This is a genomic window from Streptosporangium sp. NPDC000396 (assembly GCF_042898655.1).
Classification (GTDB): domain Bacteria; phylum Actinomycetota; class Actinomycetes; order Streptosporangiales; family Streptosporangiaceae; genus Streptosporangium.
Genome location: NZ_JBIAZA010000031.1, coordinates 61,910 through 78,454, shown reverse-complemented (window position 1 = coordinate 78,454; position 16,545 = coordinate 61,910). Strand labels below are relative to the sequence as shown.

The 16,545-nt window shown below is 70.4% G+C and carries 19 protein-coding genes; 8 read left to right on the top strand and 11 right to left on the bottom strand.

All coding sequences use genetic code 11. The features are described 5' to 3' along the window. Nucleotides 1–99 precede the first annotated feature (99 nt). The gene (locus tag ACFY2X_RS37115; protein ID WP_389947757.1) at nucleotides 100–654 is read right to left on the bottom strand and encodes a heme-binding protein; all 555 of its coding nucleotides are present in this window, start codon (nucleotides 652–654) and stop codon (nucleotides 100–102) included. Nucleotides 655–854: 200 nt separating this feature from the next. On the opposite strand from ACFY2X_RS37115, the gene ACFY2X_RS37110 reads away from it, so the two are divergent. Both ACFY2X_RS37110 and ACFY2X_RS37105 read left to right on the top strand, forming a co-directional pair. Further along, entirely contained in the window at nucleotides 855–2,078 is a 1,224-nt protein-coding gene (locus ACFY2X_RS37110; RefSeq protein WP_389947756.1) for a sensor histidine kinase, read from the top strand. Further along, complete coding sequence (locus tag ACFY2X_RS37105; RefSeq protein WP_389947755.1) at nucleotides 2,075–2,698, top strand: response regulator; 624 nt, start codon at nucleotides 2,075–2,077, stop codon at nucleotides 2,696–2,698. The genes ACFY2X_RS37110 and ACFY2X_RS37105 overlap by 4 nt, the downstream gene beginning before the upstream one ends. 148 nt (nucleotides 2,699–2,846) lie before the next feature. Here ACFY2X_RS37105 and ACFY2X_RS37100 read toward each other — a convergent pair whose 3' ends face one another. Then, complete coding sequence (locus tag ACFY2X_RS37100) at nucleotides 2,847–4,478, bottom strand: DUF2207 domain-containing protein (RefSeq protein WP_389947754.1); 1,632 nt, start codon at nucleotides 4,476–4,478, stop codon at nucleotides 2,847–2,849. A gap of 172 nt (nucleotides 4,479–4,650) precedes the next feature. On the opposite strand from ACFY2X_RS37100, the gene ACFY2X_RS37095 reads away from it, so the two are divergent. Both ACFY2X_RS37095 and ACFY2X_RS37090 read left to right on the top strand, forming a co-directional pair. Continuing rightward, nucleotides 4,651–5,676, top strand: a complete 1,026-nt coding sequence (locus ACFY2X_RS37095) for a neutral zinc metallopeptidase (protein WP_389947753.1) — start codon at nucleotides 4,651–4,653, stop codon at nucleotides 5,674–5,676. 733 nt (nucleotides 5,677–6,409) lie between these two features. Then, the gene (locus ACFY2X_RS37090; RefSeq protein ID WP_389947752.1) at nucleotides 6,410–7,036 is read left to right on the top strand and encodes an SGNH/GDSL hydrolase family protein; all 627 of its coding nucleotides are present in this window, start codon (nucleotides 6,410–6,412) and stop codon (nucleotides 7,034–7,036) included. Between the two features lie 48 nt (nucleotides 7,037–7,084). On the opposite strand, the gene ACFY2X_RS37085 is transcribed toward ACFY2X_RS37090, so the two are convergent. The 5 genes from ACFY2X_RS37085 to ACFY2X_RS37065 form a co-directional block, all read right to left on the bottom strand. Next, nucleotides 7,085–7,423, bottom strand: a complete 339-nt coding sequence (locus ACFY2X_RS37085) for a DUF2516 family protein (RefSeq protein ID WP_389947751.1) — start codon at nucleotides 7,421–7,423, stop codon at nucleotides 7,085–7,087. Between the two features lie 327 nt (nucleotides 7,424–7,750). Beyond that, the gene (locus tag ACFY2X_RS37080) at nucleotides 7,751–8,230 is read right to left on the bottom strand and encodes a hypothetical protein (RefSeq protein ID WP_389947750.1); all 480 of its coding nucleotides are present in this window, start codon (nucleotides 8,228–8,230) and stop codon (nucleotides 7,751–7,753) included. 3 nt (nucleotides 8,231–8,233) lie between these two features. Next, entirely contained in the window at nucleotides 8,234–8,761 is a 528-nt protein-coding gene (locus ACFY2X_RS37075) for a helix-turn-helix domain-containing protein (RefSeq protein WP_389947749.1), read from the bottom strand. Between the two features lie 74 nt (nucleotides 8,762–8,835). Continuing rightward, a complete protein-coding gene (locus ACFY2X_RS37070) occupies nucleotides 8,836–9,669 on the bottom strand; it encodes a M56 family metallopeptidase (RefSeq protein ID WP_389947748.1) in 834 nt (277 codons plus the stop codon). Nucleotides 9,670–9,761: 92 nt separating this feature from the next. Further along, on the bottom strand, nucleotides 9,762–10,118 hold the full coding sequence (locus tag ACFY2X_RS37065; protein WP_389947747.1) for a BlaI/MecI/CopY family transcriptional regulator: 357 nt from the start codon (nucleotides 10,116–10,118) through the stop codon (nucleotides 9,762–9,764). A gap of 137 nt (nucleotides 10,119–10,255) precedes the next feature. Here ACFY2X_RS37065 and ACFY2X_RS37060 point away from each other — a divergent pair, with 137 nt between their 5' ends. Further along, entirely contained in the window at nucleotides 10,256–10,768 is a 513-nt protein-coding gene (locus tag ACFY2X_RS37060) for an O-acetyl-ADP-ribose deacetylase (RefSeq protein ID WP_389947746.1), read from the top strand. Nucleotides 10,769–10,790: 22 nt separating this feature from the next. On the opposite strand, the gene ACFY2X_RS37055 is transcribed toward ACFY2X_RS37060, so the two are convergent. From ACFY2X_RS37055 to ACFY2X_RS37045, 3 genes are read right to left on the bottom strand one after another with little or no spacing between them, the layout of a single operon-like run. Continuing rightward, on the bottom strand, nucleotides 10,791–11,318 hold the full coding sequence (locus ACFY2X_RS37055; protein WP_389947745.1) for a GNAT family N-acetyltransferase: 528 nt from the start codon (nucleotides 11,316–11,318) through the stop codon (nucleotides 10,791–10,793). 43 nt (nucleotides 11,319–11,361) lie between these two features. Next, nucleotides 11,362–12,171: a class I SAM-dependent methyltransferase gene (locus ACFY2X_RS37050; RefSeq protein WP_389947744.1), complete on the bottom strand. Its 810-nt coding sequence runs from the start codon at nucleotides 12,169–12,171 to the stop codon at nucleotides 11,362–11,364. Between the two features lie 2 nt (nucleotides 12,172–12,173). Then, nucleotides 12,174–12,911 (bottom strand): SDR family oxidoreductase, encoded by a 738-nt coding sequence (locus ACFY2X_RS37045; protein ID WP_389947743.1) that lies wholly within the window; start codon nucleotides 12,909–12,911, stop codon nucleotides 12,174–12,176. Nucleotides 12,912–13,010: 99 nt separating this feature from the next. Between ACFY2X_RS37045 and mshA the strand changes: the two genes are divergently transcribed. From mshA to ACFY2X_RS37030, 3 genes are all read left to right on the top strand, one after another. Beyond that, the gene (mshA, locus tag ACFY2X_RS37040) at nucleotides 13,011–14,294 is read left to right on the top strand and encodes a D-inositol-3-phosphate glycosyltransferase (protein WP_389947742.1); all 1,284 of its coding nucleotides are present in this window, start codon (nucleotides 13,011–13,013) and stop codon (nucleotides 14,292–14,294) included. 63 nt (nucleotides 14,295–14,357) lie between these two features. Continuing rightward, a complete protein-coding gene (locus ACFY2X_RS37035) occupies nucleotides 14,358–14,837 on the top strand; it encodes a YbjN domain-containing protein (RefSeq protein ID WP_389947741.1) in 480 nt (159 codons plus the stop codon). A 24-nt stretch (nucleotides 14,838–14,861) separates the two neighbouring features. Continuing rightward, nucleotides 14,862–15,605, top strand: a complete 744-nt coding sequence (locus ACFY2X_RS37030) for a phosphoglyceromutase (protein ID WP_389947740.1) — start codon at nucleotides 14,862–14,864, stop codon at nucleotides 15,603–15,605. A gap of 146 nt (nucleotides 15,606–15,751) precedes the next feature. Here the strand turns inward: ACFY2X_RS37030 and phoU are convergent, their stop codons facing one another. Then, a complete protein-coding gene (gene phoU / locus ACFY2X_RS37025; protein ID WP_389947739.1) occupies nucleotides 15,752–16,420 on the bottom strand; it encodes a phosphate signaling complex protein PhoU in 669 nt (222 codons plus the stop codon). Between the last annotated feature and the right edge of the window lie 125 nt (nucleotides 16,421–16,545).

Genomic DNA, 16,545 nt, shown 5'->3' with positions numbered 1-16,545 from the left:
CGCAATACGGTCGATGGAGCAGGAACCATATTCCTTCCCCTGGGCACACCGGCCACCCGATCTTGATCATTTCTTGAACGTGGTGAGACCTTCTGACTGTCAGCCGAGCTGGTCGGCGACGGCGTCGAGCCCGGCCTGGGCGAGAGCCTCGTCGATGTCGCCACCCGGGGCGCCGCCGACGCCGATGCCCGCGACGGGGGCACCGCCGGAGACGACGGGGAGGCCGCCGCCGAGGAAGAGGGTGCCGGGAATGTCGGCGATGGTCGGGCCGCTGCCGGGCAGGCCCTTGGCGAGCTCACTGGTCGCCTTGCCGAAGGAGACCGCGGTGAACGCCTTCCGCCTGGCCGACTCCTCGGTCTGCGGGCCCGCGCCGTCGCCTTTCAGCACCAGCCTGGTGGCGCCGGACCGGTCGACGATCACGACGGTGACGCGGTGCTTCTGCTTGACGGCCGCCTTCTGCACGGCGTCGGCGATCTTCAGGGCGGCGTCGGCGGACAGCACGTTGGTCTGCACGACGGCCTGCGGGACGCGGGCGCTCGTGATGGGCGCGGCCTGGGCGGGTGCGGCCTGGGCGGCGCCGACGGCGCCGGTCACGATGGCGAGTCCCGCCAGGGAGCCGACGATGGCGCGAGTACGAAGGGAAAGGGTGTTCATCGCTTTTCTCCAGTTCAGCGCGGTGGAACCTGGTACGTACAAGGCTGCCCGCGGCCTCGCCGTACGCCATCGGGAGCACGGGCGAGCCTCCGGCGCCGGGAGGTTGAGGTGGAGGTCAACCGATCGGTTGATGTGCCGTTCCCCGGGCGGGGCCATCCTCGGCGGGAGATAACGTCGGAACAGACCGAACGGGGGCGGTGATGAGAGAACGCGTCTGGCTCAACCGGGCCATGCATCTGGGGTTCTATCTGCTGCTCGCGGCCTCCGCCTCGCGGTTGGTGTCCCGGCACGGCGTGGACCCGCAGACCGTCGCCTCGCTGGTCGTCTGCGGTGTGCTCGCCCTGGTCTACGCCGCCGGTGTCGTCCTGTGGGACGGCCCCGGGCCGCGGCGGCTCGTCTGGCTGGGGGCCGTGGTCGCGGTCTGGCTGGTGCTGGTGGCTCTCGCGCCGTCGTTCAGCTGGTGCGCGGTCCCGCTGCTCTTTTTGTGCCTGCGGCTGCTGCCCCCGCGCGGTGTCGTGGCGGCCACCGCCGCGCTCACGCTCGTCGTGATCGCGGCCCAGCTCAAGATCGCCCGAGAGGTCGACCCCAGCCTGGTCCTGGCGCCGATCGGCGTCGCGACCATGACCGCGGTGATCTTCTGGGAGCTCCAGCGCGAGAGCGCCGCCCGGCAGCGGCTCATCGACGACCTGGTCAGCACACGAGGCACCCTGGCGGAGTCCAGGCACCGCACCGGCGTCCTGGAGGAGCGCGAACGTCTGGCGAGGGAGATCCATGACACCCTGGCCCAGGGGCTGACCAGCATGGGCATCCTGCTCCAGGCCGCCGACCGGATGTGGGCCTCCGACCCGGACCGGGCCCGCGCCCATGTACGGCGGGCCGCCACGGCCGCGGCGGAGAACCTGGACGAGGCCCGGCGGTTCGTCCGGGACCTGCGGCCCTCCGGCCTGGAGGGGGCCTCACTGCCCGAGGCGCTCGCCCGGCTGTGCGAGAGGACCGGTCACGACACCGGGCTGGACGTGCGCCTGCGCTGCGAGGGCGAGCCGTACTCGCTCCAGGAGGGTGTCCAGGCGGCGCTGCTCAGGGTGGCCCAGGGCGCGCTGGCCAACGTCCGTGACCACGCGGGCGCGAAGAGGGTCATGGTGACCCTGTCCTATCTCGACGGCGAGGTGACGCTGGACGTGTTCGACGACGGCGCGGGATTCGCCGAGCCCGCCCCGGCCCCCGGCAGGGGATACGGGCTGCGCGCGATGCGCGACCGGCTGGCGGAGGTGGGCGGCTCCCTGGTCGTGGAGAGCGCCCCGGGCGAGGGCACGGCCGTCGCGGCGGCGGTCCCGCTCGGGGAGGCCCTCTCGATGCCGCACGCCGTACGGGAAGCCGGATCGCGGGGCGATGATGTCGCCGCGGGCGGGACGGAAGGGCGATGAGGCTGTTTCTGGTGGACGACCACCCGGTGGTTCGGGCAGGGCTGGTGGCCCTGATCGGCGGCGAGGGCGACATGGAGATCGTCGGCGAGGCCGTGGGCGGCGAGGAGGCGATCCGGGGCATCGCGTCGTGTGAGCCGGATGTCGTGCTCATGGATCTGCAGCTCGGCGAGGGTCTCGACGGGGTGGAGGTGACCCGGCGGGTCCGGGGACTGCCCTCGCCGCCGCAGGTCCTGGTGCTGACGACCTACGAGACCGACGCGGACATCGTGCGGGCCATCGACGCGGGCGCCACCGGCTACCTGCTCAAGGCCTGCCCGCCGGAGGAGCTGTTCCAGGGAATCCGGGCCGCGGCCAGAGGGGAGACGGTGCTGTCGCCGAAGGTTGCGACCCGGATGATGAAGCGGATGCGCGACCCCGGCCCCGCGCTGAGCGCCCGCGAGGTCGAGATCCTGGAACTGCTGGCCAGCGGCGCGGGCAACCGTGAGATCGCCAGACGGCTGTTCATCACCGAGGCGACGGTCAAGACCCACCTGGTGCACATCTACACCAAGCTCGGCGTGGACACGCGCACCGCCGCCGTCACGGCCGCCGTCGAGCGGCGCCTCATCCGGCTTTCCTGACCGGCGACGGCCCTGCCCGAGCCGATCGAGCGTGCCGTCGGCGACCTCGGCCGGTCGCCGACGCCGTCCGACGCGCTCGACGGCGTCGAGCGCGTCTTCCTCTTCCCCATCGAGGAGGTCGAGCGCCTGGCCGGGCGGCCACGCCGCTCTACAGGGAGCGGAACTGGCGGGTGGCGGAGATCGCGCCGGAGGTCGTCATGGTGAAGGTCCGCATCGAGGCGGCGAACTTGGACAGGTCCCATTCGGCCGGGCCGTGGTACCAGTACAGGTTGTCGGCCTGCCGGCCGTTGCCGTTGATCGAGGAGACCACGCGAGCCCACCGGTCCACGCTGTCGAAGATCACGGCGTAGGGCAGGTAGCGGGAGAACAGCTCCACCCGCTGTGCCGGAGGGATGTCGCCGCCGATGTCGCCGGAGGCGAGATACTCCCGGAAGCCCAGCGTGTGGGCCAGGGCTCCGGCTCCCTTGGAGGTCTTGGCCGGCATGTACTGGCCGCCGACGGCCATGGCGGCACCGGCGATGATCAGGGCCAGGCCGAGCAGGCCGTACGTGGTGAACCAGGCCAGCGCGACGGTGGCGAGGACTCCGGCGACGATGAGCAGCACGCCGAACGTCGTCCAGCGGGTGCGGACGGTGTCGGGGCGGCGGGCGAACCAGCCTTGCGTCACCACGTCACGGTAGAGCGCGTCGCGGACCTCTCCGAGCTTGGACGCGAACGTGCCCTGCAGGTGCGAGAGCAGGACGGCGTCGCGGCCGTCGAAGATGGCGCCGTAGAGCGCCTGTTCGTACGGCATCAGCGCGTTGAGCGGTGCGCTGGGCAGCCGCACCAGCATCCAGTCGGGCGAGTCGTAGGCCTGCCGGGGCTGCTCGTCGATCCGGATGTAGCCGCGGACGGCCAGGTCCACGATCGTGGCGGTCACGTCGATCACGTCGGCCTGCTCGTCCATGAGGGTGCCGATCTGGCCGGGACGAACCCCGTCCGGCGGGGCGAAGTGGCCGTTCTCGATCGCGTTGAGCGATCCCGACTCGTGGCTGACCACGCGGGCGTCGCGGCCTCGCGTCCAGTAGAGCAGGCCGATGCCGCCGAGCAGCAGGACCAGCAGGCCGGCCAGTGCGCCGCCGGTGACCGTGTTCAGGGTGAAGGCGTTGGACAGCTCGAAGCGGCGCTCCAGGATCGGCCCGCCCTTGGTGGCGCCCGCCGGGTAGCCGATGACGACGGTGAGCACCTCGTCCGGGCCCATCTGCTGCTGCTCGAACTCCGCGGTGGTCCCGGTGTGGTCCGGTGACGCGCTGGTGCAGCCGATCGCGGAGGTCAGCACGCCCGCGAAGCAGGACAGGTTCTGGAGCCGGGCCGGGCCGCTCACCTCGACCTTGGCCTCGTCGACCGGGACCGACCAGCCTCCCACCGCGTACCACCGCAGCTCCTGGACGTCGGCCAGCGGGGTCACCGCGCCCTTGACGTCGTATTCCAGCGTGGCGGTGCCCGAGCCCTTCAGGGTGATCGAATCACCGGCCAGCGTGCCGTCACCCTTGAAGTTGGCGACCTGGTAAAGGCGGTCGTTGCCGTCGTCGTAGCGCGTGCGGTCGACCAGCTTCCGCGTCGGAGGGCTGCCTTCGAAGGTGACGGTCTCCTTGACGTGCAGCACGCCGTCCTGCCGGAGTTCGAGCTTGACCGTGTCGTTCGTCACCTTGCCCGCCTGGGTGGCCGCCAGGTTTGCCGTACTGGCCGCGAAGGCCGGGCCGGTGCCCAGGGCCAGCGCGAGGGTGGCAACCGCGGCCATGCTGCCGGCCGCTCGATGCAATAAGGATCCCGCCATGGCTCGGGAGCCTATCGACAACCGCAGACAGGTGACGGATGCACCTCAATGCTATTTTTCGGCCAGTAAACATTCATGTGTAAATATCCGCTAGATTGCCGCCCGGAGATCCACCCCCCCTGGAGAGAGCGGTCGCATGCGCCCACGCGGATCGAGCCCCCTGGCCTTTGGTGTCTTCGGCGTCATCGCGATGACGTTCGCCGTGATCGTGGTGATCGCGGGTCTGGCGGATGATGACGACGCGGAGATTCCGGCTGCTCCCGGGGTCGGTCCCATAGCGACCAAAAGCGTGGAACCCCCACCGGCTGAGGAGGCCGAGATCACGCCGCCCAGCTTCAAGCCGCCGCAGAAGCTGAACCTCGGCTCGATGGGCGACTCCGGCATCACCCTGGCCGCCCAGAAGCGCATGATGGTCGATCTGCGCAACATGCGCCGCTCCGACACCGCCGCCCGGCTCAAGCGCAACCCGCTGTACGGCACCGGCCAGATGCGTCCCACCTCCTGCCGCGTATCCCGGCCCTCGGTCCAGCCCCGTGACATGCTCAACTACCTCAACGACGTCACCGGGTGCCTGGACCGGGCGTGGGCGGAGAAGTTCTCCCAGGCGGGAGCGGTCTTCCTGCCGCCGCGCAGGGTCTACTGGTCCCGTCCGGGCCGGGGCCCCTGCGGCACCTACCCCAATCCTCGCTTCTCCGCTTACTACTGCCCGTCGAACCGCGGTATGTACATCGGCCTGAACCACGTCATCCAGCAGAGCGGCCGGATCGACCCGGCCCAGAACCACGTTCCCTACCTGGCCGTGCTCGCTCACGAGTACGGCCACCACGTGCAGTCCATGTCGGGTATCGGCGGTGCCTGGTGGTGGGAGGTCTCCAGCAGGTCCAAAGCCGCCCAGGAGGCCCACAGCCGCCGGTCCGAACTTCAGGCCCAGTGCTTCGCCGGGGCCTTCACCCGCACCGTCCGGACCCCGCTCGGCGTCACCACCGCCCGATGGGAGGAGGTGCTGCGCATGGAGTACAGCCGGGGTGATGACCAGAACGGCGGAAGCGCACGCGACCACGGCACCGGCGACCACTATGCCGCGTGGCTCCACCAGGGCTGGAAGTACGCCAAGGTCGGCTACTGCAACACCTGGATCGTCCCCGCCTCGCAGGTGAGCTGACCCCGGGCTTCCCGGCCCGCGAGCGGACGGGGCGCCTGAGTAGGAAGGCGCCCGTGCGGATGGGACGTCCGCGCGGCCGGGAAGCCCGGGGGGTGGGCGGGGGGTGCTACGGGGATTGGACGGTACCGTCCTACCCCGCTGGGTGTGGGTCTCCTAGGCAGGGTGCCAGGGGGATAGGACGGCCCGTAACGCCAGATAATGCCCATGTCATAGACCTCTCGGCAAGGGGCTGACCTGCAAAAACTCAAAAATGCCCCAAATTGGGGGCGGTTGGGGTGCATGTTAACCAGTGAGGTGGGCGTGGTGCGGAAGCCGGCCCGTCACCTCGATGCGGAGACGACGAAATCTCCCGCCCCCGCTCCCGCCTCCGCCCCCGCTCCCGCTCTCACTCCCGCTCTTGGTCGGCGGGTCTCCATGCCTTGCCGGAGGAGAACTCCTCGATCCACCGACCGGCCGTCTCCGCCTGGGTAGAATGCCGACCTGCTCAAGACGATCCCGTCGGGTGACGACGCTGGGACGACCGCTCCGAAGGGGCGCGGGTTCCGGCCGGCGAGTTCGAGTCGCCGCGTGTGCCCGCAGGGGTCGGCTACTAGTGTCGGCAGCCTAGAACTCTCCTTGAGGTGGCATGCGTGGGCCCGCGCCTGGACGACCCCGAGCATCTACGATCGCCCCTCTTGTGGTGATTTGCTGGCTTATTTCGGGATGCACCGGGACGGTCGGAGGGGGCGCGCCGGTGACCGGCCCCGTGGCGGTTCGCCCGCCGTCGCTCCCGGCCCCGGCGGACCGGAGGACCGGGGCTCCGCTGGTCATGATCATCGGGGACAGCTTCACCGTCGGGTCGGGACCGGTCAAACCCTGGCGGAGCTACGCCGCGGAAGCCGCGCGAAAGCTGGGCTGGCAGCTCGTCACCGCGGGAGCGCCCGGGACGGGCTTCGTCAACCCCGGCCTGGTGGGGCGGACCTTCCGGAGCTCCTTCGTCCAGGAGCTCTCCTGGCGTCCGGCCCCCGACCTGTTGATCATCTCCGGCGGGCACAACGACCGCCGGGTCGGCGCCGAGAGGGTCGGAAGGGCCGCGAAGCGGCTGCTGGAGCTGGCCCGCGCCCGCTGGCCGCGCACCAGGGTCATAGTGATCGGCCCCATCTGGATGACGCGGCCTCCTCGATGGGCTTACCGGGTCAGGGACGCCGTCGCCGCTGCCGCCGGGGAGGAGAAGGCGGCTTTCCTCGACCCGCTCGATCAGCGCTGGAGCCGCAAGCTGATCCTGCGTGACGGCGTTCATCCCACTTTCGAGGGCCACGAACGGCTCGCGCGCTGGCTGGTCACCGCACTGCGCGAGCGGGGGCTACGGCCGGACGCGTGAGCCGGGGATCTTTCGTTCTCGCCGGGATCCGCAAAACAGACCCCAGGCTCACCAGGGGCCGTAGGGCCCCGAGTTTCCGCCCTTGCCGACCTCGCTGACGGCCGGCTTCACGTCGGCCAGGTAGATCCCGGCGGCGATGACGGAGGCGATGGCGAAGAGGTTGAGCTGGCCGAGGCCGATCCCGAAGTAGCCCGCCGCCGAGGCGAACGAGAACAGCGTCGAGAGCCCCAGGATGATCAGCCAGAGCTTCTTGCTCTGCTTGCCGGTGACCGCGAACGCTCTCGCGGGGGTCTTCACGGCGTGCACGAGGGCCCAGACGGACATGGCGAACGCGCCGATGGCCAGGACCCAGAAGATCAGGTCCAGAACGCCGTGGATCTGGATCATTGTCTCTCCAAAACGCTCGCCTCACTGGTGCATCTCAGCCTAATGCCGAAAACTCGGTCCGCGTCGCCCCGGCGCCTGACCCGCCCGCCGTACGGCGGTGCCATGGTCGGCCGTGAAAGGTTCGTTCGGGCGCCGCCGGGGTGGACGCGAAGGGTCCGCTCAGGCGGTGTCGTGGGCTGGACGCGAAGGATCCGTCCCGGCGATGCCGGAACGGATCCTCGTCGCAGGCGCTCCGCGCCTTATGCCCTATGAGTCACAGAGGCCACCCCCGTGCCGTGTGTCCCGTGGGCGCCGGCCCGGGAAACGGGCCTCTCGGGAAATCCCGGATCAGGACTTCGCGGTGGAGCCGGTCTTGGGGGCGCGGGCGTTCTTCCTGGGGGCCGGGCGGGTGGCCGAGGCGGCGATCGCGGGCTCGGCGGCCTCGGAGATCTCCTCCAACTCCAGGGCGGCCTCGCCGCTCGCCTTGGAGACGACCTTGCGGCCACGGTCGGCGAACTGCTCGTAGAGCTCGACGGCCCTGGTGGTGAACTGGTCGGCGTAGTCGCGGGCCTTCACCGGGAAATCCTTGGCGTAGCCTTCGGCCTTGCCGCTGAAGTCCTTGGCGTAGCTCTCGGCCTTGCCGGCGAACTCCCGGGCCTTCTCCGGGAGGTCCTTGGCGGCCTCGCGGATTTCCTCACGGCGACCCTGCAGCTTCTGGATCTGTTCGGGGAGCTCGCGGAGCTTCTCGACGGCGAAGTCACCGGCGCCGGCGACGGCGTAGAACGGCTTGGACTCGGCCAGCTTCTTGACTTCGGTAGCGAGGGTCATGGGTTAGCCTTCCTTGGTGTCCGGTTTGACGTGACCGTTGCTTGAGGGCGCCGCGTAGGGCTTCAACGCGGCGAGATATTCCTCGGGCAACGGCGCCTCGTCGTTCGGCGAGGAGTCCGCGTCGACCACTTGGGGCTCCGGCGCGGGAGACGCTTTCTGGGAGGTTTGCGCGTCCTTCGCCGGGGCCTCGGCCCGGTTCTCCTTGCGGAACGACTCGTAGATATCGATCAACACCTGGCGCTGGCGCTCGGTGATGTGGTGGTCGGCCCTGATCGCACTCAGCACGTCGCTGTCCGGCTCCCGCTCTTCGATGAGACCGGCCTGGACGTAGAGGGCCTGCGAGGAGATGTGCAGTCCCTTGGCGATCTGGTTCAGGATTTCCGCGCTGGGCTTGCGCAGGCCCCGTTCGATCTGGCTGAGGTAGGGGTTGGAGACCCCCGCGGAGGCTGCGAGCTGGCGCAGGGAGATCTTCGCCAGCGTGCGCTGCTCGCGGATGTATTCGCCGATCGAGCCGACCTTGGGTAGTGCCATGTGTCTTAGTCTGCACCACCCTGCTTGCAATTGCAAACGGGTCGGCTAACACCTGCAAGCGCCCTGGCGTGAGATCAGTGAGGCATCAGCCAGAGCAGCGGGGCGGAGACGGTCAGGGTGACGGAGAAGGCGAGGATGCTGTAGCGGACCCGGCGGGGCAGGTCGGGGGCCGGGGTGACGAGGCGCTCGACCCGGGCCATCACCGCGTCGCTGGAGTTGGATGCGCCCAGGGCTCCGTGCGGGGCCGGAACGGCGCCGGCCGTACCGAAACGGAGAAGGGCGGTGGCCAGGCGGCGGGGAGAGCAGTAGCGGCGGGCGACGTCGTCGGCGGCCATCTCCACCAGCAGGCTGACCTCGCTCTGCACCCTCTCGACCATCCGCGACCAGGGCAGCGCCCGGCGCAGCGCGGCGAACGGCAGCAGCACCAGGTCGTGCCGCTCGCGCACGTGGGCGGTCTCGTGGGCGAGCACCGCGGTCAGCTCGGCGGGGGAGAGCAGCTTCAGGGCGCCCGCGCTGACGACGACCTGCGAGCGAAGCCCCGGCACGCAGTAGGCGGCGGCGCCCGGGTGGTCGACCACCCGCACGCCGGGGACCACCGGGTCCTCTCGTGCGACGAGGGCGAGCAGGATGCGGTGACGGCGCCGGGCGCGGAACGTCTGCACGCCGGCGGTGAGGAGAACCACGATCAGCACGGCGAGCGCGGTCAGCCCCGTGATGAGGGCCAGAACCCTCGGCAGGCCGTACGGCTCGGGCGGGCTCGACCCGTCGTCACCGAGTGCGAAGGAGGCGAAGGCCGTCAGGCCGTGAAGGACACCCTGGCCGTAGGGTTCCAGGGCGTAGGCGAGCAGCGCGCCGGTCCCGGCGAGCCCCCAGGTCACGCCGAGTGCCTGCCACAAGACGATGGCCACGTGTGGGGCACGGTAAGTCCATCGGGCCCGGGTGAACCGCCAGGCTCCGACCGCGCAGACCAAGGCGAGTATCGCCAGGACTGCTGCGGTTATCACTCGTCCTCCAGCTCCGTCAGGGCTCTGAGTAGGATCTCGGCCTCCGTGCCGGAGACGGCCTGGGCAAACCTGGTAAGGGCGGCCGACCGGTCTCCGGTCAGGTCCAACGCCTCAAGCATAAGCTCTGCGACGTACGCGTCGCGGCTTTCGGCTGGTTCGTACCGCCATGCACGCCCGTCGCGGGTGCGGAGCAGGAACCCCTTGCGGGTCAACCGGTCGAGCACGGTCATCACCGTGGTGGGGGCGAGATCCCGGTCGGCGATCAGCCGCCCGACCTCGCGCGCCGTCACCGGGGATGGCTGTGCCCAGATGATGTCCATGATGCTGCGTTCCAGCTCGCCCAGACCCTTCACACAGGAAAGCCTAGCTCCTGCACCACGAGGGGTAGTACTACGGGTTGTCGAGTCACGCGGAAGTGTCCCGCGCGCGACATGGCGGCGGCGCCGGCCCCCGATCGGCGCGAGCCGGAATCCCTGGTATCCAGGACGTTATGGAGCTCAAGCTTGTTCAGGGGGACATCACCGAGCAGGAGGTCGACGCCGTGGTGAACGCGGCGAACTCCTCGCTGCTGGGCGGCGGAGGCGTGGACGGGGCCATCCACCGCCGCGGAGGTCCGGAGATCCTCCAGGAGTGCCGGGCCCTGCGGGCGTCGCGGTACGGCGGGGGGCTGCCCACGGGGCACGCGGTCGCCACCACCGCAGGCAGGCTTCCCGCCCGCTGGGTGATCCACACCGTCGGCCCGGTCCACTCGGCGTCCGAGGACCGCTCGGAGCTGCTGGCGTCCTGCTATCGCGAGTCACTCCGGGTGGCCGACGAGCTGGGCGCGCGGAGCGTGGCCTTCCCGGCGATCTCGACCGGGATCTACGGCTGGCCGATGGACGACGGGGCCCGGATCGCCCTGTCGACGGTACGGCGGACGCCCACGGGTGTGCTGGAGGTCAGGTTCGTGCTGTTCGGCGCGGAGGCCTACGCGGCCTTCGAGGAGGCTCTCCGGGAGGGCTGAGGTCCGCTCCGCGGAGCGGACCTCAGACGAACTTCATCATGTAGATCTCGTCGCGGTCGTCGCCGGGGGCCACGCGGATGGCCCGGGGGATGCGGCCGACCTCGGCGTATCCCAGGCGCGCGTAGAAGCGGTCGACCCCGGTGCCGCCGCGGGCGGTCAGGTGCAGAGCCTCGACGCCCAGGTCGCGGGCGGCGGTGTCGGCGGCGCGCATGAGCTCGGCCCCGTAGCCCTTGCCCTGGTGCCTGGGGTGGACCATCACGCGCAGGACCCAGCGCCAGTGGGCCCGCAGCCAGGACCCGGCGTCGCCCAGGATCAGCCAGCAGGCGACCCGGTTCCCGGCGTCGAAGCCGACCAGCAGGTGGTCGGGGCCGTCGGGGGCGCCGCACCGGGCGAATGTGGGGTCGGCGGTCTTGCGGACCACGTCGGCGGTGACCGGAGGCACGAACCCGACGGCTCCTCCCGCGTTGCTCACGTCGGTCCAGCATTCGACGAGCTCGTCGATCAGCTCGGGAGTGAGTTCGGGATCCACCATAAAGTGCAATTCGGCCATGAAATCGACCTTAGCCGGAGGGCACCGGCGAAATCGGGCGATCTCAGCCGCGGGACCCGGCGAGATCGGGGGCGACGGCGGCCCAGTCGAGCGTGAGCTCGCCGAGGCGCCAGCGGGACCGGCCGCCGAGCGGGGGCCGCCCGATCACCGGCCACGTCCCGGCCAGAGTCTCGGCGGTCGCGATCCAGCGCTGGCGGGAGCCGTACGAGCCGAACGGGGCGTTGGCCGCCCAGGCGCGGTCGAAGTCGCGCAGGAAGGCGTGGATGGGCTCGCCGGGAACGTTGCGGTGGATCAGCGTCTTGGGCAGGCGCTCGGCGAGGTCGGAAGGGCGCTCGAAGGCGCCGAACCGGGCGGCGAAGGTCAGCGTCCGGGGGCCTGCGCCGTCGAGCCCGGCCCAGACCGCACGGTGGCCCACCTCCGAGCAGGTCCCCTCGACGATCACCCCGCTCGGGGCGATCTTCCTCCGCAGCATCGCCCAGTAGTCCCACGCCTCGGCCTCGCCGTACTGCCTGAGCACGTTGAAGGCCCGCACCAGCAGCGGAGGCCGGCTCACCGGCAGCTCGAAGCCGCCGAGCGCGAAGGACAACCCCGGGCGTTCATACGGCTTGGCCGCCGCCACCCTGGCCGGGTCGATCTCGATGCCGACGACCTCGGCCGAGGGGCAGATCCGCCGCAGCCGCGTGAACAGCTCCAGGGTCGTGGTGTGCGAGGCCCCGTAGCCGAGGTCGACCACCAGAGGGCGATCCGCCGACCGCAGGAGGTGGCCGTGGGCAGCACCGACCCACCGGTCGGCCCGTCGCAACCGGTTGTGGCCCGTCGTCCCCCTGGTGATCTCCCCGATCGGCTTCGGCACGGTCAGACGCGGTGGATCTTGTGCTGGGCGGCCTGGGCGCGGGGGCGGATGACCATGCGGTCGATGTTCACATGGGCGGGCCGGGTGACGCACCAGGCGATGGCGTCGGCCACGTCGTCGGCGGAGAGCGGGTCGGGGACGCCCTGGTAGACGCGGCCGGCGGCGGCGGAGTCGCCGCGGAAGCGATTCAAGGCGAACTCCTCGGTGTGGACCATTCCAGGGGCGATTTCGACGATCCGGACCGGCTCGCCGCACAGTTCGAGCCTCAGCACCTCGGTCATCGAGGTCTGGGCGTGTTTCGCCGCATTGTAGCCGCCGCCACCCTCGTAGGAGACCAGCCCGGCGACCGAGGTCAGCATCAGCAGCACGCCGTCACCCGACTCGATGAGACGGGGCAGCAGAGCCTGCGTGATCCGGAGCGTGCCGAGCACGTTGGTGTCGTACATCTTCTGCCAGTCGGCCACTTTTCCGCTCGCCACCGGCTCAAGGCCGATCGCCCCGCCGGCGTTGTTGACCAGCACGTCACAACGGTCGAGCGAGGAGGCGAACTCGTCCACCGACTCCTGGGAGGTCACATCCAGAGTCGCCGCGCGTATGCCGGGCACCTCCGCGGCCAGTTTGTCCAGCCGGTCCCGGCGTCGCGCCGCCGCCACCACGTCGAACCCCTCCGCGGCCAGGCGGCGTGCCGTCGCCTCGCCGATCCCGCTGCTGGCGCCCGTCACCACTGCTGTCTTCCTCATGGCCCCTCATCCTGCCAGGAGCGCCCGATGCGGATCCCAGCACGTCCACATGACGGGAATGTTGCGAACAATTGGGTGGTTATAGCCCTTTCGGAGGTGGTGTCGGTGAGGCGACGGCGGGTCAACCGGGTCGCGACGATCAGCATGCACACGTCCCCCCTGGATCAGCCAGGCACCGGGGATGCGGGCGGTATGAACGTCTACATCGTGGAGGCGGCCAAACGGCTGGCCCAGCTCGGGGTGGAGGTCGAGATCTTCACCCGGCAGACGGCCCGTGACCTGCCCCCGGTCGCGGAGATCGCCCCGGGCGTCTCGGTCCGCCACGTCACCGCCGGGCCGTACGAGGAGCTCGACAAGGGTGACCTGCCCGGTCAGCTCTGCGGGTTCCTGTCGGGCGTGCTGCGCACCGAGGCCACCTACGACCCGGGCCGCTACGACGTGATCCACTCCCACTACTGGCTGTCCGGCCAGGTGGGCTGGCTGGCCAAGGAACGCTGGGGCGTTCCTCTGGTGCACACCATGCACACCATGGCCAAGGTGAAGAACCTCCTGCTCGCCGAGGACGACCGGCCCGAGCCGACCGCCCGGGTCCTGGGCGAGGAACAGGTCGTCCAGGTCGCCGACCGGCTCGTGGCCAACACCCCGACCGAGGCCCAGGAGCTCATCGACCTGTACGGCGCCGCCCCCGGCCGCGTCGAGGTCGTCAACCCCGGCGTGAACCTCACCGTCTTCCAGCCCGCGTCCAAGGGCGCGGCCCGCCACCGGCTCGACCTTCCGCAGGACGCCCACGTGCTGCTGTTCGTGGGCCGCGTGCAGCCGCTGAAGGCTCCGGACGTGCTGTTGCGCGCCGCGGCCCGGATGCTCGTCGACGAGCCCTCGCTCCGGTCGAGCCTCATCGTCGCCTGCGTCGGCGGCCCCAGCGGCAACGGCCTGGACCGCCCCTCCTACCTGTCCGACCTGGCGACCTCGCTGGGCATCTCGGACGTGGTCAGGATCGTCCCCCCGGCACCCCAGGACCAGCTCGCCGACTGGTATCGCGCGGCCGACGTGACCGTGGTCCCCTCGCACAGCGAGTCGTTCGGCCTGGTCGCCCTGGAGTCCCAGGCCTGCGGCACCCCGGTCGCCGCGGCCTCCGTGGGCGGGCTGCGCACCGCCGTACGCGACGGTGTGTCCGGCGTGCTCGTCGACGGGCACGACCCGCACGACTGGGCGCAGGTGCTCAGCCGGCTGATCCACCGGCCGGCCTGGCGGGACGTCCTGTCGGCGGGGGCGGTGGCCCAGGCCGCGGCTTTCGGCTGGTCGGCCACCGCGGCCCGGCTCGCGGACGTCTACGCGGGGGCGATGACGCACCTGTACAGCGTCCCGATGGCGGTCAGCTCGTAAACGCGGCGTCCCGACGAGGATCGGCTCATGGGCCGCGGCGGCGGCGCCTCATAGGCTGAGTGCATGCATGAAGTGATCGAGGCGGCGCTGAAGAGCGCGGAGGTCTCCTTCGAGCAGCCCCGGCCGGGGGCCTTCCTGGTGAAGCTCCCCGGCCAGCACAAGCTCGCGACCATGGCGTGGCTGATCGTCGGAAGTCAGGCCCTGCACGTGGAGGCCTTCTTCTGCCGCCAGCCCGACGAGAACCACGCGGAGTTCTACCGCTGGCTGCTGACCAAGAACGGGTCCATGTACGGCGTGCACTTCGCCCTCGACCCGGTCGGCGACGTCTACCTCGTGGGCCGGGTCCCCCTCGCGGCGGTCTCCGAGGAGGAGATCGACCGGCTGCTCGGCTGCCTGCTCACCTACTCCGATGAGGGCTTCGACCGGGCGCTGGAGCTGGGGTTCGCCTCCTCCATCCGGCGAGAGTGGGAGTGGCGCGCCAAACGCGGCGAATCGCTCGCCAACCTCCAGGCGTTCGCCCGGTTCGCCGACCCCGAGCGCTGAACGGCCCGCCCTAAACTTGTCCGCATGTCGACTTTGGTGCTGCTGCGGCACGGTGAGAGTGATTGGAACGCCAAGGGCTTGTTCACCGGGTGGGTGGACGCCGGGCTCTCGGCCAAGGGCGAGGAGGAGGCGCGCCGCGGCGGGCGTCTGCTGCTCGACGCCGGTGTGCGGCCCGACGTGGTTCACACCTCCCTGCTGACGAGGGCGATCCAGACGGCCAACCTCGCGCTGGGCGCCGCCGACCTCCTCTGGCTGCCCGTCAGCAGGTCCTGGCGGCTCAACGAGCGTCACTACGGGGCTCTGCAGGGCAAGGACAAGGCGCAGACGCGCGCCGAGTTCGGCGACGAGCAGTTCATGCTCTGGCGCCGTTCCTACGACACCCCGCCGCCTCCGATCGCCGACGACGACGAGTTCTCGCAGGCCGGCGACCCGCGCTACGCGCTCCTGCCGAGCGAGCTGCTGCCGAGGACCGAGTGCCTGAAGGACGTCGTCGAGCGCATGCTGCCGTACTGGTACGACCAGATCGTGCCGGATCTCGCGGCGGGGAAGACCGTGCTGGTCGTCGCGCACGGCAACTCGCTCCGGGCGCTGGTCAAGCACCTCGACGGAATCGGCGACGACGAGATCGCCGGGCTCAACATCCCCACCGGCATCCCGCTCCGCTACGAGCTGGACGGCGACTTCCGCCCGGTCACCAAGGGCGGTGAATACCTCGACCCCGAGGCCGCCAAGGCAGCCATCGAGGCCGTGGCCAACCAGGGCCGGTAGGGCGGCGGAAGGACGCGGAAGGACACGGTCCTCCCGGACGTGATGACGAGAAGGGGGCCCGCCGGGGCGGCGGGCCCCCTTCTCGTCGGGTCTCGGCGAGCCGGAGGGCCTGACGGGCTTTCACGCGCCCGCCCGGCCCATCGGGCTCACGAGTTCTGCAGGGCGCTGATCTCCTCGGGCCGGGAGCCCGTCACGAGGTAGACCACGTCGCGGGCGACGCGGACCGCGTGGTCGGCGTAGCGCTCGTAGTAGCGGCCGATCAGCGTCACGTCGATGGCCGGCTCGACGCCGTACTTCCAGTCGTCGGCCATCAGGATCTTGAACAGCCTGCGGTGCAGCCTGTCCATCGCGTCGTCGTCGCCCTCCAGCTCCATGGCCGACTCCACGTCGCGTGAGGCGATGCAGCTGCCCGCCTTGGTGACCAGACGCTCGGCGATCTGGCCCATCTCCAGGATGGTGGAGCGGATCTCCGCCGGGATCGCGGACTCCGGGTGACGCAGCCGGGCCACCTTGGCCACGTGCTCGGCCAGGTCGCCCATCCGCTCCAGGTCGGTGCCCATCCGCAGGGCAGCGATGATCATGCGGAGGTCCACGGCCACCGGCTGCTGCCTGGCCATCAGGTCGAAGATCGACGCTTCGATCTCCGCGAAGACCCGGTTGACCTCCTCGTCCCGGGAGATGACGCTTTCCGCGAGCTGGAGGTCGGAGTCCAGCAGGGCGGTCGTGGCCCGGGAGATCGCCGATCTCACCAGCCGGGTCATCTCGACCAGCCGGTCAGTGAGGGCATCGAGTTCTTCATGATAGGCGTCGCGCATGTGCCTCAAAGTACGCGCGTAACAGTGAACGAACCTCGACCGTAAAGTGAACTTTGTGGGAAAGGAGATGATGACGCCCTGGTGAGCTGCCTGAATGTGAAAATCCACACCTAACATCGAGGGCG

What these genes read in the sequence shown, in the direction of transcription:
- ACFY2X_RS37115 (WP_389947757.1), bottom strand. Translation starts at nt 654, where the DNA reads ATGAACACCCTTTCCCTTCGTACTCGCGCCATCGTCGGCTCCCTGGCG.
- ACFY2X_RS37110 (WP_389947756.1), top strand. Translation starts at nt 855, where the DNA reads ATGAGAGAACGCGTCTGGCTCAACCGGGCCATGCATCTGGGGTTCTAT.
- ACFY2X_RS37105 (WP_389947755.1), top strand. Translation starts at nt 2,075, where the DNA reads ATGAGGCTGTTTCTGGTGGACGACCACCCGGTGGTTCGGGCAGGGCTG.
- ACFY2X_RS37100 (WP_389947754.1), bottom strand. Translation starts at nt 4,478, where the DNA reads ATGGCCGCGGTTGCCACCCTCGCGCTGGCCCTGGGCACCGGCCCGGCC.
- ACFY2X_RS37095 (WP_389947753.1), top strand. Translation starts at nt 4,651, where the DNA reads ATGCGCCCACGCGGATCGAGCCCCCTGGCCTTTGGTGTCTTCGGCGTC.
- ACFY2X_RS37085 (WP_389947751.1), bottom strand. Translation starts at nt 7,423, where the DNA reads ATGATCCAGATCCACGGCGTTCTGGACCTGATCTTCTGGGTCCTGGCC.
- ACFY2X_RS37080 (WP_389947750.1), bottom strand. Translation starts at nt 8,230, where the DNA reads ATGACCCTCGCTACCGAAGTCAAGAAGCTGGCCGAGTCCAAGCCGTTC.
- ACFY2X_RS37075 (WP_389947749.1), bottom strand. Translation starts at nt 8,761, where the DNA reads ATGGCACTACCCAAGGTCGGCTCGATCGGCGAATACATCCGCGAGCAG.
- ACFY2X_RS37060 (WP_389947746.1), top strand. Translation starts at nt 10,256, where the DNA reads ATGGAGCTCAAGCTTGTTCAGGGGGACATCACCGAGCAGGAGGTCGAC.
- ACFY2X_RS37055 (WP_389947745.1), bottom strand. Translation starts at nt 11,318, where the DNA reads ATGGCCGAATTGCACTTTATGGTGGATCCCGAACTCACTCCCGAGCTG.
- ACFY2X_RS37045 (WP_389947743.1), bottom strand. Translation starts at nt 12,911, where the DNA reads ATGAGGAAGACAGCAGTGGTGACGGGCGCCAGCAGCGGGATCGGCGAG.
- ACFY2X_RS37035 (WP_389947741.1), top strand. Translation starts at nt 14,358, where the DNA reads ATGCATGAAGTGATCGAGGCGGCGCTGAAGAGCGCGGAGGTCTCCTTC.
- ACFY2X_RS37030 (WP_389947740.1), top strand. Translation starts at nt 14,862, where the DNA reads ATGTCGACTTTGGTGCTGCTGCGGCACGGTGAGAGTGATTGGAACGCC.
- phoU (WP_389947739.1), bottom strand. Translation starts at nt 16,420, where the DNA reads ATGCGCGACGCCTATCATGAAGAACTCGATGCCCTCACTGACCGGCTG.